This is a genomic window from Occallatibacter sp. (assembly GCF_036502485.1).
GTDB lineage: Bacteria > Acidobacteriota > Terriglobia > Terriglobales > Acidobacteriaceae > Telmatobacter.
Map to the genome: position 1 here is coordinate 1 of NZ_DASXYM010000035.1, position 16,865 is coordinate 16,865.

Below are 16,865 nucleotides of genomic sequence, written 5' to 3' on the forward strand. Positions count from 1 at the left end.
CTGCTGGTGCCCGCGGTCATGCCGTCAACCTGGAAGTTGGCGAGCACCGTGGGAGCCCAGCCTAGCGCGAAGGAAGAGGGAACCGTAACGTTAAGGTCCTGCTGAACACCGTCGAGCCACACCGACTGATAGGTCACGTTGCCGGAGTTATCGCGCGAGAACTGGATCTGCACACGATGCCAGGCATTAGGAGTCCAGGCTTGCGGGTTGCAGCTTTGGTTCGAATGAAGCCACTGGGCCTTCGAGTTCGCCGGAGTGCCGGCGTTCCTCGTGTAGTCCCATGTCCGCGACCAGCCATCACACTGAAAGCCCATGATGACAGTCTGTCCATTTGAGGTTACCTGGTTCAGGTCCATTTCGATGTTCGCGATACTATCCGTGGGGCTGGCGATATAGATTTGAGTGTCGAAGACGAAGTTAGTCGAGACCGAGTCGGGACCAACAGAGACGTGGTAACGCTCGCCCCCGTAGTTGGTGTACGTGGTGTTGAACTGACGTGCTACCCCGCTCATCGAAGGCTTGGCTAGAATGCTCGTATCGCCGGTGGCGCTGGAATTGCTGCCTGTATCTAAGTCGTGCTCGGCTTTCCAGGTGGTCAGCTTGTGAATGTTCTTGACCACGGTTGCCGTCGACGGGATCGAGGGACCGGTGGGTGTTGGCGCAGCCGCTGGCTCTTCAGGAGCCTGAGGAGCCAGGATCGTGAGCGGAACATCGGAGACGCAGGAAGCACCCTGGTTGCCCCATGCCTTGACGTGGAGAGTATGTGTACCGGTGCCCGCCGAGACCTGTGCGTTAATCGCCTGAGCATTCAAGATGGTCGTGGAAGAACTGTTATCGAGCGAGTACCCCAGCGAGGCAATCTTTTCCGACTTGCAGAGAGAGCCTGAAGCATTCAGCGTGAACGGCGATACGAGCGAAGTGCCGACGCCCGGAGCCGCCACCGCGAGATTCGTAACAGCAGTGTTGGTTACGCTGACGTTCACGTTCGCGACGCAGGAAGCGCCCTTGTTGCCCCATGACTTGACATGAATCACGTGGGCACCGACAGCGGCGTTCACTGACGCTGACAGCGAAGCACCTTTGACGACGGTTGTGTTCGAACTACTATCCAGGGAGTAGCCCATCGAGGCGATGGGCTGCGACGAGCACGAAGTAGCGGAGGCATTCAACGCGAACGTCGTGCCCACCGCGGAGTTAGCGGCAGGGCTGGATACGGTGACGGCGGCGAAACCAGGCACTGCGCAAAGCAGTCCCAGGAAGGAGAGGCAAGAAATAGATTTCATTTAGTTTTAGTCCTGTCAGAATCTCAGACCACCGTCGACTTATATAGATCCTGTTCGTGCTAAACGATAGGCGGGTGGGTTTACACCGAGCAGAAATCCCCCCAGGAACCTAATGCGGATCCGATTGCGATCGATATCTCGTGAGTTATTTGTTCTGAAACTATGCGTTCCGGGAACAACACCAATCTATCGTAATGCGACATTAAACAATGTGATGTCCATCACAAGCAGATCTAAGTCCTATCAATGCGGCTTGGAGTAATTGCCCGTGGACAATTAACGCAAGAGTCGCAAGCATTCAGGCTCTGATCGACACTATGTATCGAATAGCTTCCGAGCACAATAAAAGCGGGATGGAAAGCCATCAGCTCTCCATCCCTTGTGATCGTCGATCTGCAAATGAGGTTTGTGCGTTCGGCCCGTTCTTTCCAATCCTTACCAGCTGTAGACCGCGGTGTTATCGATATACACAGTCGAACTGCTGGTGCCGGCTGTCATTCCGTCGATCTGAAAATTGGTGAGTACCGTCGGCGCCCAGCCCAGCGCAAAATCCGAGGGCACGGTAACATTCAGGTCCTGCTCCACTCCATCCAGCCACACTGACTCATAAGTGACGTTGCCCGAGTTATCGCGCGAGTACTGAACCTGCACGCGATGCCAGGCGTTGGCTGCCCACTTCTGCGGGTTGCAGGTCTGGTTCGAATGCAGCCAGTGATCCACCGGCTTAGTCGGCGTGCCCTCGTTGGTCGTGTAGTCCCATGTGCCGGACCAGCCATCGCACTGGAAACCCATGATCACCGTATGCCCGTTGGGCGTCACCTGGTTCAGATCCATCTCGATGTTCGCGATCCCCGTCGAAGAACCATCGATGTAGATCTGCGTGTCGAACACAAAGTGCGTCGACGACTGGTCGGGCCCGAGAGACACGTGATAGCGCTCGCCGGCATAGTTGGTATAAGTGGTGTTGAACTGGCGCGCAATGCCGCTCAGCGAAGGCGTAGCAGCCAGGCGCGTCGCTCCCGAAGCGTTCGCGCCATTCTTCCCGGTGGCTACATCGAAATCCGCACTCCAGATGCTCAGCTTATGAATGGCGCTGATCGCCTTTGCCGTCGGCGGGATCGAAGGACCCGCCGGCGATGGCGCCGGCATCGGCGGTGGCGGCGGGGGCGCGGGAGCAATCACCGTGAGCGTAACGTCGCTCACGCAGGAGGCGCCCTGGTTGCCCCATGCCTTCACATGTATCGTATGTGCGCCCACGCTCGCCGATACTTGCCCGTTCACTGCCTGTGCGTTCACGATCTTCGTCGAACTGCTGTTATCGAGCGAATAGCCAACCGCGGCAATGGTCTGCGAATGGCAGAGGGACCCGGTTGCCGCCAGAGTGAACGGAGATAGAACAGACGACGCAAGAGCCGGAGAGGATACCGCCAGGTTGGTAACAGGAGCGCTGACCTGCGCGCCGCTCTGCACGGTGATGTTTACGTCCTTCGTGCAGGAGGCGCCCCGGTTGCCCCACGATTTCACATGGAGCACGTGCGAGCCGGCCCCCACAGTGAGTGCAGCTGACACGACGGAGCCGTTCACGATCGTCGTGTTGGAACTGTTGTCGAGCGAGTATCCCATCGCGGAAACTGCCTGCGATGAGCACGGGCTGGCCGTGGCAGAAAGCGCGAACGTCGTGCCCACAGCGGTGTTTGACACGGGACTCGTAACCGTAACATCGGCAAACGCGGGCACCGCGCAGAGAGTCGCGAGAATCAAGGAGGAGGTGATCTTCATTCGAGTGTTTTCCATTCAGGTGCCTGTCGATACACGTCGGCGTGCATAGATCGCGCTTGCTCTCTAAGGAAAGGTAGGTGGGCTTACTACGAGCAGGAATCCCCCTCCAGTAACCATAGGTTGGATCTATATGCGAACCGTATCTCAGGAGTTATTTGTAATGAAGGTACCCAGTTCTGTGCACGAAAGCAATCTACTATTTTGGTTACAGTAGTAGCCTTGCTAGACGGTGTAATGAGTGCTGTAAGTCCTTCATTTCTCCCTCACTGTAATCATCTGTGTACACTTAGTGCGGCAGGTGTATCGGGCAGGAACACCACGAGCCCTGTAGGTTGTCGGTTCGGTAACTCGAGTCATGGGTTACTCGCAATGGCAAAGAAAAAGCGGAGCGGAGGCTTTCAACCTCCGCTCCGCTCAGCTTCCAATGGGACAATGCGTGTTACTGGCTTACGATACTCGCCGGATAACTACCAGCTGTAGAGAGCCATATTGTCGACATAGATCGTCGACGACCCCGACGTCGACGTATAGCCATCCAGCTGCACGTTGATATTCACGCTTGGTCCCCATCCCAGGGCGAACGCAGACAGCGCGGTTACATTGAGGTCCTGCTCCGCCCCATCCAGCCACACAGCCTTGTAGGTCACATTGCCGCTGTTATCGCGCGAGTATTCAATCTGAACGTGGTGCCATGTGTTGGTCGCCCACTGCTGCAGATTACACGCCTGGGTGGAGTGCATCCAGTGCGCCGTGGGGCTTGTGGGCGTGCCGGTGTTTACCGCATAGTCCCACGTGTGCGACCAGCCATCGCATTGGAAACCGAAGATGACTGTCTGGCCGTTGGCCATCACCTGGTTGAGGTCGAGTTCAAGATTCGAGATGCCGCTCGCTGAGCCGGCAATGTAGAGCTCCGCGTCGAACACAAAGTTGGTGGATGCCTGGTCTTTTCCAAATTTTATGTTGTACCGTTCGCCGCCATAGTTGCTGTAAGTGGTGGCAAACTGGCGCGCCTGTCCGCTCATGGCGGGTGAACTCACCAGGCTCATGCTTCCGCTTGAACTGCCGCTGGTTCCAGCATCGTGCTCCGCGGTCCACGTAGTCAGGTCCTGAAGCGCCTTGGTAATCACCGCACTCACGGGAATGGATGGTCCACCCGAGGACGTAGCACCCGCCTTCACCGTTAGCGGGATGTCACTCACGCAGGAGGCCCCGCTCTTGCCCCATGACTTGACGTGCAGCGTGTGAGCGCCGGTCGCGGCCGCAACGCTGGCCCCAAGAGTGGTGCCGTTAACGATCGTGGTCGACGAACTGGCGTCCAGCGAGTAGCCCAGCGCGGTAACTGACTGCCCTAGGCAGGTTGTCCCTGACGCCGCTACCGGAAAAGGCGAAGTCACCGATGCTCCGCTGGTGGGGCTCGTCACCACGACATTGGTCGTCGTAGTTGCGGTGGCCGCCTTCTGAATCACCGTGATCTTCACGTCTGCTGTACAGGAGGCGCCTTTGTTCCCCCAGGATTTGATGTGCAGCATGTGGCTCCCAGGCGAAGCCGGAACACTAACGGCAATGGAGGCGCCGCTAAAAATGGTTGTCGTTGAAGTGGTGTCGAGTGAGTAGCCCATCGAGGCGATTGCCTGTGAGGAGCATGGATCGGCGCTCGCGGCCAAGGTGAAGGGAGAGGTAACCGTCGCGCCAATCGCTGGACTGCTGACCGAGATATTGGCAAGGGCTGGCACCGCGCTAAGTAGCGCGAAAGCAACAGAGCAAAGAGCCTTCATTGAATGAGCCTGACCGTTTCTCTGTAGACACACGCCGGCTTGCAAGATCCAACTCTTGCCTGAGGTCAGTGGGGGTGTGCCTCATCGAACGGGGACTGCCCACACGGATCCTCTGCGGACCTACACGACCGTAATCCCAGAAAGTTGTAAAGTTGTTCTGACAGTAACCTACGTGGCAAACCGAAAGCAATCAAAATGCGCTAAAGAAATGTCAACTATGACAGCCATCACAAGAAGCCCCGCTAAATTGTTGATATTTGGCAGGAATTTAGAGATTTTGGGTCGACAATGTCAGGTAACCGGCAGGTAATCTTTTCCCGCAGTTCGGTAACCTATGCTTTTGTCGGTACCCCCCTGTTCCCCGTCCCGCACCTTGGAACCCAGCCCTGCCTGGTTTCGTACTGTGGTGCGGATGGGCAACTTTGCCCCATAGCTCGCGTCTCAATCGGCAGCACGCGGTGCCCCTTATCGGGGCGGAGGAAATCGAAGTGACTCCCCAGGAACAGCAGCTCTTGATGCAACTCACGCAGCGCATCAATCAGACCCAATTGCAGGAGAAAGACCCCGACGCGCAGAACCTTCTGGGCAGGGAACTCGGCGCGAACTCTGACGCGCTCTACATCATGGCCCAGACCCTGCTGGTGCAGAACATGGCCCTCGAACAGCTCAAAACCCAGGTGGCACAATTGCAGCAACAGGCGCAGCAGGTCCAGCAGCAGCCGGCGCACGCCACCAGTTTTCTCGGCCGTCTGTTTGGCGAGAAGGACGCGCCAATGCCTCCGCAGGCGCAGCCGTCCCGGCCTCCGCTGTATCAGGCTCCCCAGCCGCCGCCGCAGGGCTGGCAGCCGGTGCCCACTTATCCCCAGGCCGCTCCCTCACCCTATGCCCAGCCGCAATACGGCCAGGCCCAATACGCGCCGCCTCAGTACGTCGGGCCCGTCGGGCAGCCCAGCTTCCTGCGCGGCGCCATGCAGACCGCCGCCGGCGTCGCTGCCGGCGCGCTGGTGTTTGAAGGCGTTGAATCGCTCATGCACGGCTTCGGCCACGGAGGCGGCTGGGGTGGTCCCGGAATGGCAGGATACGGCGGCGGATTTGAGCGGCCCATCGAAGAAACTGTCATCAACAACAACTATTACGATGAGCCCGGCGCCGGCCGGTCAGAGGGGTTCACTGGCGGCGGCGATTCCCGCCTCGACGATCGGCTCGAGCATGACTTCGGCGGCGAACATCACGACGGCAATCAGTTCGACCGCGGCGATCGCAACTCCGCCCAGTCCGCCTCCGACTCCGCCGCCTCAGGCGCTAACGAATACGCCGGCCAGTTCGATCAGGGTGCCTACGACAACGGCATGGAGAACGACACAGTCGCCGCCGACAACAGCGTCGACAACGTCCAGATCGACGACTCCGGCAGCGGCTTCGATGACAACTCCGGGATGGACTCCGGTGGCTTCGATGATGGTGGAGGCTCAGACAACGGCGACAGCGGCTTCTAGGCCGGCATGCTTGGCCGCGCACACAGCAAGGCCGGAGCGCTCACTCCGCTCCGGCTTCTCTTTCCACAAAATGGCGGATTTCTATTCCCGTTGGTGGCTCCAGTCGAACCGCCGTCCCAGAATGCCCTTGATAATCCACCGGTCGGTCGCGGCCGTGGGGCCCATCCCAACGCCAAAGTTGATCTCCCACTTGGGAGACACATTCAGATCCGACACCAGAAAAATCTGCTGCTGCTGTTCGTGTACCGCGGCAATGTTCCGCAGATCACCGTAAGCCCCGTAGTACTCCACGCCGGCGTTCACCTTCCGCGTAAAATCCCATCCCACCTTTACGCCCGGCGTAAACTCCACGCCTTCGCGGACCGCCGGACCGTGCCATGAACGCTCCATCGCCGGATTGATTGACCAGTACATCCGGCCCTTGTTCCTGTCCACAATCGGCCGGATCTCCCACGTCCACGTATCGGGAGAAAAGCGCGGCCGCTGGTAGCCCATCTCCATGCTGATGCTCACGCCCACCGGCCAGTGCCATTGTTCCGGTGCGCGAACTCTCGGACGAATGTGGTCGCCCACCCATTCCGTACCCGCACCGCTGCGCTCGCTCGTGAACAGATAGAAGCCAAGCTCCGACCAGGACGTGATACCCTGCGTGATCTCCACCGTCTCGTGCACCGCGTGATTGGTCGGTGCAACTCCATCCACATAGTCACTCTGGCCCGTGGCGGTATAGTTCGAATGCAGCTCAACCATGGTGGTGCGCGGTGCCACAGTCTCCGACGCATAGACCTGAATCTCGTAGTTGCCCTGAGCCCAAGCCGTGCCGCACGCGCACGCGGCGGCCAGCATTAGAAGCATGGAAAAGAAAAGTGCTTTCATCAAGGTTTTCCTCGGATGCCTCAACGTTACCCACTCGGACCCGCTTTCTCATGTGAGATAAATCACTCTGCCGACAGTGCAGGTTAGCGCCGACCGCTCCCTTGGTTGCCATCCGGCCGCCACGCTTAGCCCTCGAGGTTGGCATCCGGCGCAGTGTTATACTCGCAAGGGCGGGTGCGTCCGGAAGCTTCCCTGCAACCGGCTTCTGCACCGGTATTTCAGTCACACTGAGGGTCTTATGTCCGGCCATTCCAAATGGGCCACAATCAAGCACAAGAAGGGCGCGCTGGACGCCAAGCGCGGCAAGACATTCACCCGCCTGATCAGGGAAATCACCATTGCGGCCAAGCAGGGCGGCGGCGATCCTGACGGTAACCCGCGACTGCGAAGCGCAATCCTGGCCGCCAAGGCCGAGAACATGCCTGGCGACAATATCAAGAAGGCCATCCAGCGCGGAACCGGCGAGCTTGAGGGCGTCAGCTACGAAGAGATCACGTTCGAGGGCTACGGCCCCGGCGGCGTTGCCATCATTGTCGATACCCTGACCGACAACCGCAACCGTACCGTGAGCGAAATCCGCCACAGCTTCTCGAAGCATGGCGGCAATCTTGGCTCCACGGGCTCGGTACTGCACATGTTCTCGAAGAAGGGCGTCATCGCTGTCGAGAAATCGGCAGCCGATGAAGATCAGCTCATGAACATCGTGCTCGAGGCGGGAGGCGAAGACCTCAACGACGAAGGCGATGTTTGGGAGATTCTCACCGACCCGTCCAGCTACGAGGCCGTTCTGAATGCCGTCAAGGCTGCCAACGTTCCCGTCGCCAGCAATGAAGTCACCATGGTCGCCTCCACTTACACCAAGCTTGACGATCAGCAGGCCCGGTCGATGATGCGTCTGCTTGAGGCCCTCGAAGACTTCGACGACACGCAGAACGTGTATTCGAACTTTGACATGACAGCCGAGCAGATGGAGCAGGTCGCCGGCTGACCTGGTTCTTCCTTGAACAGCTTTGGAAGGGCCGCCTCATCCGGCGGCCTTTCTTATGAATTCTGAGCACCTTTACGGCAAATTGATGCACTGAGGATTGAACCTTGATTGAATACCGGAAGGTCTTGACAGCCCTGGTGCTTTCTTCTGCCATGCTCGGTCTCCGCGCCCAGAGCGCCTCCGTCACCACCGCGGCGCACACCACAGCCTTCGCCGGGGTCGCCGCGCTGCCCGATGATAACTTTGCTTCGCTCGCCCGCGACCGACGCGCCTTCCATTACGGTCCCTTCGTCAATTACGGCAACGGCCTCAGTAGCCGCTCCAGCTTCCGCTTCCTCTCCGCAGGCATTGAAGCTGGCAAAGCGGTCACCTCGGTGCTCCACGCCGGCCCTCTGAGCGGCCAGTTTGAACTCGCTGCCAGCGTCATGCCGCTGTGGTCCGCTTTCACTCCCGCGCCACACACGGAAACCCGCACCTGCGTCTCGGAAGACGGCACCACCTTTCCCTGCCAGCTCCCTGTGGGCGGCGGCAACTACTTCGGCGCCAGCATCACGCCCGCCATCTTCCGCTGGAACTTCGCTACCGGCCTCAAGACCGTTCAGCCGTTCTTCCAGGCGCAGGGCGGCGTGGTTTACACCACCCACAAGTTCCCGCCTGACGTGCTGGTTCCTCACGGCATGGCTGGGGCAACTTCGGTTTGGAACTTTACCTCCGGCGCCGCTCTGGGAATGCACTGGTTCACCAGACCCCGGCGCTCGGTGGACCTGCAGGTCAACGCGCTCCATCTCTCTTCGGCCTCGCTGGGTGACCGCAACCCTGGCGTAAATGCTCAGATCCAGGTACAGCTCGGGTACACCTTCTGGCAATGACACCCTTCACCCAATCCGGAGCCGCCTCGCCCGGCGCTGTCGTCGAATGCGTGCCCAACTTCTCCGAGGGCACTGACCCCGAGCGGGTCAAAGCCATTATTGGCGCCATGTGCGTTGACGGCGTGCGCTTGCTCGACTGGTCCATGGACGAAGGCCACAACCGCTCCATCGTCACCATCGCCGGCGATCCAAATGCCATCCTTGAAGCAGCCATTCGCGGCGCCGGGAAAGCCGCCGAACTCATCGACCTCACGGTGCAGGAAGGCCAGCATCCCCGCATCGGCGCTGCCGACGTCATCCCCTTCGTTCCCGTCTCCGGAATCCGCCTGGAGCAGTGCGCCCTTCTCGCCCGCCAGGCAGGCATGGAGATCTGGCGCCGATTCGGCGTTCCCGTCTATTTCTATGAAGCCGCCGCTGCCCGCCCTGATCGCGCCAGCGTCGATGACGTGCGCCGCGACCAGTTCGAGGGCCTCCGCGATATCGTGCGCAAAGACGCCTCGCGGCGCCCCGACATCGGGGGGCCCGCCCTCCATCCCACCGCCGGGGCCTGCGCCGTGGGAGCCCGTAAGTTCCTCGTTACTTACAACATCTGCTTCGATTCAAGCGACGTTGCCATGGCCCGCTCTATCGCCAAAGAGGTTCGCGCTTCCGCCGGCAAGACCGTCAAGGCCATCGGCGCCCTGGTGCACGGCCGCGCCCAGCTCACCCTCAACATCAGCGATTTCGAGCGCACCCCCATCTCCGAGGTCTTTGCCAAAATTTCCAAGCTGGCCACCCGCCACAAAACCGCTCCCATTGAAGGCGAAGTCGTCGGCCTCATTCCCGAGGCCGCTTGCGAGCGCGACAGCGAGTGGATGCGTCATTTGATTCAGTTCGATCCCGCGGCCAAGATTCTCGAGCGCCGCCTGGAGAACCCTCTGGCATGGCCCACCAAGGGCTGCTGATCCGGCGCCCAATGGCACGAATCATGCAGTCCCCTAAAGCCCGCCGCCAGTGCCAAACCTCCAGGCCCGCCGCAACTTGTCTGCTGCATGCGGGGTTTGCGCCATCAGTGCCCTGATAGTTGCAATCCCGTCTAAACCAACGAGCAGGTAAAATGAAGGGGAGGACAATGCGGACTCACCACTCGAGTCTCTATTGTTCTTCTGTCATTCCCTTTGGGAATCTGCTTTCGGTAACACTTGCAGAAATTGAGCGCAGCCTGCGCATATGCGTCTGGCTTCTACGGTTATTCAAACCCGTTGCGCTCCAGAGGAGAAGTCTTTGTTGAGGAACTCGCTTAAATTTGCCGCCGTTGCGGCGGTTCTTGTTGCTTCGGGCATCACCGCGCGCGCCGCGCAGTTGTCCGGCGACGCGCGCTCGGCCATCCCTCGCGATGTGCAGCAGCTCGTGGTCATCGACTACCGCGCCATGCAGAACTCGCCCACCGCGATGCAGTTGCGCGACCGCGTCATGCCCCCCGATCTGCGCCAGTTTGACGAGGCCCTGCGCCGCTCCGGCCTCAACGAAAACCACGATGTCGACCAGCTCGCCTTCGCGCTCTTTCGCCCCAATGCCGCTCAGGAAGAAGTGACCACCGTCGGCATCGCCCAGGGGCAGTTCCCCACAGACGACATTCTCGCCAGCTTCAAAAAGAAAGCCATCAAGCCCAAGCTCATCCGCACCAATAAGCTCTACCCCATGGGCAAGACCGGCTTCGTCCTCTGCTTCGTCGACCAGTCCACCATGGTCTTCGGCATGCCGGATGCCGTCAAGGCCGCCCTCGACGCGCGCGACGGACAGACTCAGTCTCTGCTCACCAATTCAGCCGTCATGGACGCCATGCGCTCCGTCGACTCTGAAGACCTCTGGAGCGTCCTCGACCAGAAGGGCACCCAGAACATGATGAAGCAGGTCCTCGGCGAAGCCGGCTCGGTCGCCGACTACGAGTCGGTCCGCAAGCGCCTCCTCGTCTCCTACTACTCCATGGACTTCCAGCACGGCGTCAAGTTCGACCTCACCATCCACACCGGCGATGCCTTCGCCGCCGCCACCGTCTCCTCGCTCCTCAACGCGGCCGTAGTCTACCGCCGCATGACCGGCGACGAAACCGAGAAGATGGCCATGTCCGCCACTGAGGTTACTTCCAGCTCCGGCAAGCTCTCCATCCACTTCGGCGCCAGCGATAACGACTTCGCCAGCCTCCTCAAATCGCAGCTCTTCCAGAGCATGGTGCGATAGCCGGCAGGAGCCAAACACCTTCCCATTGAGCTGAGCCGTGCATCACAGATGCGCGGCCCGCCTCACTGCTATCGTTCCCCTGTTCATGGAGGAACGAGGGCATGCATAGGATTTTCATCGCGCTGCGGCGCGCCAGGCTGCCGATCCTCTGGATCGCCTTGGCCAATCTCCTGGGAATCACGGCCGGCTTGGTGCTCGTACATGCCCAATACGGTCCGGCCCTCGCCTTCAGAGATCGCCTGGTCGGCCGCGCCGTGCAGTCCAGCTCGATCCTAAAGGCTCAGGATCGGGGATTTCCCGTCAAGGCCGCCTTCCTCGACTTTGCCGGAAACGCCGGCGCCGCGGCCGTGCCGACAACCATCATGGGCCTGTCCATCGTTGCACCATTCCCCGTATCGGCTGCCCGCGGATTCGTGGGCGGCGTCGTCTCCATCGACGACAACCATCACAGCCGCCTCGCCGATCCCGGCGAAGCAGCCTACTACCTCATCGTCCTGTTCCTGCAGGTGATTCCCTATGCCCTGGCGGGTGGCGCCGGCGTGCGCCTGGGCCTCGGATTCGTCCTGCCCCGATCGCGTTGGGCCTATGCCGGCTCCCGCCGCTGGGTGGGGCTGCCCGCCGACGGCGTTCTCGACGTCCTGCACATCTACTCCCTGGCCCTGCCGCTGTTCCTCGTTGCCTCACTGGTGGAGTTTCTGGCCCGTTGACCAAACGCCTGTCATGGCGGCCGCGCCCCGGCTTATCGTTCCTTCACAAGCAGCGGCTTCAGCACCGGCAGCAGCGTGTCCGCGATGATGGACGCGCCTTTCGCCGTGGGATGAATTCCGTCGCCCTGAATCGTACCCGGCACCTTCACCAGATCCTTGTAAATCATTGGCACAAACGCGGTGTGGTGCTTCGCCGCCAGATCGCGAAAAATACCCTCAAACGCATGGATATACTCCGGCCCGTAATTCGGCGGCAGCGTGATTCCCGCCAGCAGCACCTTCACGTGCGCGGCTTCCAATTGTGTCAGCACCGCATCGAGGTTTCGCCGTGTCGCGTCCAGCGGCAGCCCGCGCAGCCCGTCATTCCCTCCGAATTCCACAATCACCGCCTGCGGCCGCAGCCGAAGCACCGCCCTCACGTTCGCCACCGCGTCCTTGGTGGTGGCCCCGCTGGTGCCCTCGTTCACTACCCTGTAGGAATATCCAGCCATCGCCAGCCTGCGCTCCAGCACCGCCGGATACGCATCCCCGGGCTGCGCCAGCCCATACCCCGCGGTGATGCTGTCCCCAAAGCACACCAGCACCGGCCGCTCCGCCGCCACCGCCGGAAGTGCCACAATCAGGAATACAAATGAAACGAGAGCCCGCCGCAATACGTCCACAATGACAGTGTAAGAGCAGCCAACAGGCAAAAGGGAACAGGCAAAAGGGAAAGAGGATGCAGTTGACGCCCCTCATGTGGAACTCCTCAATCCCACCCGCGTATTAAAAGATGACTGCCACGCCCTTTGACACCTGGATCACCTCACCACTTGTCCACCTGAACCCTGAACCCTGAACCCTGAACCCTGAACCCTGAACCCTGAACCCTGAACCCTGGGAGACACCCTCTTGATCGAAGTCCGGGACGCAAAGAAGTGGATTCAAAACGGCACGCGCCGCGTCGACATCTTAAATGGAATCTCCCTCACCATTCCCGCCGGCCAGTTCGTCGCCATCGTCGGCGCCAGCGGCAGCGGCAAAAGCACGCTCCTCGGCCTCCTCGCCGGCCTCGACTCCCCCAGCTCCGGCGAAATCTGGCTCGACGGCGTGCCCATCCACAACCTTGCTGAAACCCAGCTCGCCGCTGTCCGCGGCCGCAAAATCGGCTTCGTCTTCCAGTCCTACCAGCTCATCCAGACCCTCACCGCCCTCGAGAACGTCCTCCTGCCTTACGAGCTGAACTCCGCCGGCGCCGGCCTCGCCAGAGCCCGCGAACTCCTCACGTCGGTCGGCCTCAAAGACCGCATGGACCACTACCCCGTCCAGCTCTCCGGGGGCGAGCAGCAGCGCGTCGCCATCGCCCGCGCCTTCGTCGTCGAGCCGCCCATCATCATGGCCGACGAGCCTACCGGCAACCTCGACACCGCCAACGGCCGCATGATCCTCGACCTCCTCCTCGAGCACAACAAGCGCGCCGGCACCACCCTCGTCCTCGTCACCCACGACCCGGGCGTGGCCGCCTCCGCCGATCGCCAGATCCACCTTCGGGACGGCGTCATCGTCGAAGACTCGCTCCCCCTTGCTCCCGACCCTGCAGCCGAGCAGGTCCAACATGGCTAAATCCAATCTCAGCGCGACACTCCCAGTCACCCGCCGCGCACTCGGCTGGCGCCGCGCCGCCGCCATTGCCCTGCGCGATCTCAAATCTGCTCCCGGCAAGTTCGGGTTCGTCATCCTCTCCGTCGCCATCGGCGTGGCCGCCCTCGTCGGCGTTCGCGGATTCGCCGAGAGCTTCCGCCGCACCCTCGGCCTTGAAGCTCGCTCCCTCATGGCCGGCGATCTGAGCGCCCGCGTCTTCGGCATGCCCAGCCCCGCTGAAACCGCAAGGATCAAATCGGTGGTAGAAAAGATCCCCGGCACCCGCTCCACTTGGGTCACTGAAACCATTTCCATGGCCTCCGTTCCCCCCGACCCTGTCCCGCTCCTCGTAACGCTAAAGGGCGTCGATCCGGCAGTTTATCCGTTTTATGGTGAAGCGCAACTTGAACCCGCGATGACCCTCCAGCAGGCCCTCGCCGGCGACTCCGCCGTCGTCGCGGACGAGTTCCTCGTCCGCCTCAATGCCCACATCGGCCAGACCCTCCACCTCGGCGGCAAATCCTTTCGCATCGCCGCTGTCCTCAAGCAGGAGCCCGACCGCATCAGCGCCGGAGCCGGCATGGGACCCCGCGTCATGATTTCCCGCGCCAGCCTGGAATCCACCGGCCTCATCGCACCCGGCAGCCGCGCCTCCGCCCGCCTGCTCCTCAAGCTGCCTGACCCACTCCCTAAAAATGTCACCCCGCAAACCGTCCGCCACGACCTTGAATCCGCCATGCCCGATGCCCAGGTCATGGACTACAGGGAAGGGAACCCGGCCATTACCGACGGCCTCGAGCACGCCACCGCCATCCTCTCCCTCATCTGCCTCGTCGCCATGGTCCTCGGCGCCATTGGCGTCGCCATGGCCATGCACGCCCACCTTGAGCAGCGCATGGACATGCTCGCCATCCTCAAAGCTGTCGGCGCCGGCTCGTCTGACCTCCTGCGCATCTTCCTGCTCCAGACCCTCGGCCTCGGCCTCGCCGGAGGCCTTGTCGGCGTAGCCGCCGGGCTGGGCGTCATGCAGTTGCTCCCCGCCGTCTTCGGCAAGCTCCTGCCGGTCCACACCGTCCTTGAATTCCCCTGGCGCAGCATCGCCGCCGGGCTCGGCACCGGGCTGCTTACCACCCTCCTCTTTTGCCTACCCCCCCTACTCGACGTCCGCGCCGTCCGCCCCGTTCTTGTCCTCCGCCGTCTCGTCGAAGAAGGACCCAGCGGCATCGGCGGCTGGTTCGCCAAGCTCTGGGGCCGCCGCCTTCAGTTGTCCATCGCGATCGTTGTCGTCGCTGCCCTGGGAGGAATTGCGTGGGCCCTCTCCGACTCCGCAGTCGTCGGCACGTGGTTCGCTCTGGGCCTCACCGCCGCCCTCGCCGTCCTCCTCGTCCTTGCCTTCTTGCTCCTGCGCTTCCTGCGCTGGGTGCTCAGCCGCGTTCGCCTGCACCTGCCCTCCTCGCTCCGCCACGGACTCGCCAACCTATACCGCCCCGGCAATCAATCCGCCGCCGTTCTCGCTTCGCTCGGCACCGGCGTCATGCTCATCCTCTCCGTCTACCTCATGCAGTCGTCTCTGCTGCGCGAGATCCGGGAGACCGCCTCGCCCAAGCTGCCCAACATGTTCCTCATCGACATCAACACCGATGAAGTTCCGGGCCTGCGCGCCTTCTTCGCCAAACAGACCGGCGTTACCGAGCCGGCCGACCTGATGCCCGTCGTGCGCGGCGAATTTGTATCGATACACGGCAAGCCGCTGGCTGCGTTTAAAGACCAGCACGTGCCCCTGCGCATGCTGCAGAACGCCGAGCTCACATGGGCTGACACCCTCCCAGCCGGCGACAAAATCCTCAAAGGCGCCTGGTGGACCAGGCCCGATACCCAGCAGATCGCGGTCGCCGACTGGCTCGCCGACCGACTCCATCTCGCCATCGGCTCCAGCATGGAGCTCGAAACGCCCCTCAATGGAAAGCACGCCCTCAGCGTCGCGGCCATCTTCCGCAGCGATGGCCAGCACACTTCCGGTCGCGCCAGCTTCGTCCTGCCCTCCGGTGCACTCAAGGATGAGGTGGCTACCTGGTACGGCGGCGTGCACGCCAACCCCGCCCAGATTCCCGCCATCGAGCGTGCCCTCTTCCTCTCCTATCCCACGGTCACGGTCATCAATATTGCTGACATCCTCACCCGCATCGAGAACGTCGTCGACCAGATCACCTTCGTGATCCACTTCCTTGCCGGCTTCTCCATCTTTGCCGGATTGACCATCCTGGCTTCCTCCATCGCCAGCACCCGCTTCCGCCGCATGAGGGAAGCCGTCGTCCTCAAAACCCTCGGCGCCACCCGCATGCGCATCGTACGCATCTTCAGCGTGGAGTTCAGCGTGCTTGGTCTGCTGGCCGGGTTGGTCGGCGTTGTCTTTGCCAACCTCCTCACCCGTGTCCTGCTCCATCGCATGCAGGTCGGTTTTCACATCGATTGGCCCGGCACCGCCGCGGCACTCATCGGAACCGCCATCCTTGCCACGGGCACCGGCTGGATCGCCAGCTACCGCATCCTCGGCCTCCGCCCTCTCGAGGTCCTGCGCGAAGAATAACCTGGGGAAAACCCTTGGAAATCTGGCGTATTCAGCCACTTCGGCTCTGAATGTTTGGTGCCGGGCTGTTCCAATTGCGCCAATTTCAGTAAAATTTTTGGGTACCCCAGCCGGGCCGCATCTATCCAGGTTGCCTTCCTGCTGTTCAGGTCCCTAATCCAAAACCAACTGTCCTGCTGGAGGTCAGCCAAATGTCTGAAGACGGTCTCCCCAAGCGCATCCTCATCGTCGACGACGAGAGGAACATCGCCGACACCCTGGCGATGGTATTCAAAATCAAAGGCCATGAAGCCATGGCCGCTTATAGTGCCGAAAGTGCCGTAGAGACCATCGAAACCTTCGAGCCGGATATTGTCCTGAGCGACGTCATGATGGGTAAAATGACAGGCGTTGACCTGGCCATCTACCTCTCCAAGGCTCGTCCCGACTGTAAAGTCGTCCTCTTCTCCGGTCAGGCCGCCACCGCTGACCTGCTCCGCGAAGCCAGCCGCAAGGGTCACGAGTTCCGTCTCCTCGCCAAGCCGATCCATCCCCAGAAACTGCTCGACGACATCGCCGGCATGTAATCGCCGCGATTCGGACAACCCAGAGCATCAGGGCGTCCCCTCTCCGGGACGCCCTTGCTTCAGACCCGGCAGAGGGTCTTTTTGCAGCTCACTTGCCAA

Annotated in this window: 14 protein-coding genes; 9 read left to right on the forward strand and 5 right to left on the reverse strand. The window is 61.2% G+C overall.

The features are described from left to right. From VGL22_RS05620 to VGL22_RS05630, 3 genes are all read right to left on the reverse strand, one after another. A partial coding sequence (locus VGL22_RS05620; protein ID WP_465265915.1) for a hypothetical protein occupies positions 1 to 1,283 on the reverse strand: 1,283 nt, incomplete at its 3' end. Between the two features lie 435 nt (positions 1,284 to 1,718). Next, positions 1,719 to 3,062: a hypothetical protein gene (locus tag VGL22_RS05625; RefSeq protein ID WP_465265916.1), complete on the reverse strand. Its 1,344-nt coding sequence runs from the start codon at positions 3,060 to 3,062 to the stop codon at positions 1,719 to 1,721. A 467-nt stretch (positions 3,063 to 3,529) separates the two neighbouring features. Beyond that, a complete protein-coding gene (locus VGL22_RS05630; protein ID WP_465265917.1) occupies positions 3,530 to 4,591 on the reverse strand; it encodes a hypothetical protein in 1,062 nt (353 codons plus the stop codon). Positions 4,592 to 5,259: 668 nt separating this feature from the next. Here VGL22_RS05630 and VGL22_RS05635 point away from each other — a divergent pair. Continuing rightward, positions 5,260 to 6,333, forward strand: coding sequence for a DUF2076 domain-containing protein (locus VGL22_RS05635; RefSeq protein ID WP_465265918.1), 1,074 nt, complete (start codon positions 5,260 to 5,262; stop codon positions 6,331 to 6,333). 81 nt (positions 6,334 to 6,414) lie between these two features. On the opposite strand, the gene VGL22_RS05640 is transcribed toward VGL22_RS05635, so the two are convergent. Then, the gene (locus VGL22_RS05640) at positions 6,415 to 7,209 is read right to left on the reverse strand and encodes a hypothetical protein (RefSeq protein ID WP_465265919.1); all 795 of its coding nucleotides are present in this window, start codon (positions 7,207 to 7,209) and stop codon (positions 6,415 to 6,417) included. Positions 7,210 to 7,447: 238 nt separating this feature from the next. On the opposite strand from VGL22_RS05640, the gene VGL22_RS05645 reads away from it, so the two are divergent. The 5 genes from VGL22_RS05645 (at position 7,448) to VGL22_RS05665 (ending at position 11,993) form a co-directional block, all read left to right on the forward strand. Further along, positions 7,448 to 8,197, forward strand: coding sequence for a YebC/PmpR family DNA-binding transcriptional regulator (locus VGL22_RS05645; protein ID WP_465265920.1), 750 nt, complete (start codon positions 7,448 to 7,450; stop codon positions 8,195 to 8,197). 104 nt (positions 8,198 to 8,301) lie between these two features. After that, complete coding sequence (locus VGL22_RS05650; RefSeq protein ID WP_465265921.1) at positions 8,302 to 9,066, forward strand: acyloxyacyl hydrolase; 765 nt, start codon at positions 8,302 to 8,304, stop codon at positions 9,064 to 9,066. Next, a complete protein-coding gene (ftcD, locus tag VGL22_RS05655) occupies positions 9,063 to 10,010 on the forward strand; it encodes a glutamate formimidoyltransferase (RefSeq protein ID WP_465265922.1) in 948 nt (315 codons plus the stop codon). Before VGL22_RS05650 ends, ftcD begins: the two co-directional genes overlap by 4 nt. Before the next feature lie 319 nt (positions 10,011 to 10,329). After that, positions 10,330 to 11,286, forward strand: coding sequence for a hypothetical protein (locus tag VGL22_RS05660; RefSeq protein ID WP_465265923.1), 957 nt, complete (start codon positions 10,330 to 10,332; stop codon positions 11,284 to 11,286). Between the two features lie 101 nt (positions 11,287 to 11,387). Continuing rightward, a complete protein-coding gene (locus VGL22_RS05665; protein ID WP_465265924.1) occupies positions 11,388 to 11,993 on the forward strand; it encodes a hypothetical protein in 606 nt (201 codons plus the stop codon). Between the two features lie 32 nt (positions 11,994 to 12,025). Here VGL22_RS05665 and VGL22_RS05670 read toward each other — a convergent pair whose 3' ends face one another. Then, positions 12,026 to 12,646, reverse strand: coding sequence for an arylesterase (locus VGL22_RS05670; protein ID WP_465265925.1), 621 nt, complete (start codon positions 12,644 to 12,646; stop codon positions 12,026 to 12,028). 238 nt (positions 12,647 to 12,884) lie between these two features. Between VGL22_RS05670 and VGL22_RS05675 the strand changes: the two genes are divergently transcribed. The 3 genes from VGL22_RS05675 to VGL22_RS05685 all read left to right on the forward strand — a co-directional run bounded on the left by VGL22_RS05675 (position 12,885) and on the right by VGL22_RS05685 (position 16,766). After that, entirely contained in the window at positions 12,885 to 13,595 is a 711-nt protein-coding gene (locus VGL22_RS05675; RefSeq protein WP_465265926.1) for an ABC transporter ATP-binding protein, read from the forward strand. After that, positions 13,588 to 16,200 carry an ABC transporter permease gene (locus VGL22_RS05680; protein WP_465265927.1) on the forward strand — a complete coding sequence of 871 codons (2,613 nt, stop codon included), beginning with the start codon at positions 13,588 to 13,590 and terminating at the stop codon, positions 16,198 to 16,200. Before VGL22_RS05675 ends, VGL22_RS05680 begins: the two co-directional genes overlap by 8 nt. A 191-nt stretch (positions 16,201 to 16,391) precedes the next feature. Further along, complete coding sequence (locus VGL22_RS05685; RefSeq protein WP_465265928.1) at positions 16,392 to 16,766, forward strand: response regulator; 375 nt, start codon at positions 16,392 to 16,394, stop codon at positions 16,764 to 16,766. Positions 16,767 to 16,865: the final 99 nt, after the last annotated feature.

Coding starts and splice junctions, on each gene's coding strand:
- VGL22_RS05645 (WP_465265920.1), top strand. CDS start 7,448: ATGTCCGGCCATTCCAAATGGGCCACAATCAAGCACAAGAAGGGCGCG.
- VGL22_RS05680 (WP_465265927.1), top strand. CDS start 13,588: ATGGCTAAATCCAATCTCAGCGCGACACTCCCAGTCACCCGCCGCGCA.
- VGL22_RS05625 (WP_465265916.1), bottom strand. CDS start 3,062: ATGAAGATCACCTCCTCCTTGATTCTCGCGACTCTCTGCGCGGTGCCC.
- ftcD (WP_465265922.1), top strand. CDS start 9,063: ATGACACCCTTCACCCAATCCGGAGCCGCCTCGCCCGGCGCTGTCGTC.
- VGL22_RS05665 (WP_465265924.1), top strand. CDS start 11,388: ATGCATAGGATTTTCATCGCGCTGCGGCGCGCCAGGCTGCCGATCCTC.
- VGL22_RS05640 (WP_465265919.1), bottom strand. CDS start 7,209: ATGAAAGCACTTTTCTTTTCCATGCTTCTAATGCTGGCCGCCGCGTGC.
- VGL22_RS05630 (WP_465265917.1), bottom strand. CDS start 4,591: ATGCTGCACATCAAATCCTGGGGGAACAAAGGCGCCTCCTGTACAGCA.
- VGL22_RS05685 (WP_465265928.1), top strand. CDS start 16,392: ATGTCTGAAGACGGTCTCCCCAAGCGCATCCTCATCGTCGACGACGAG.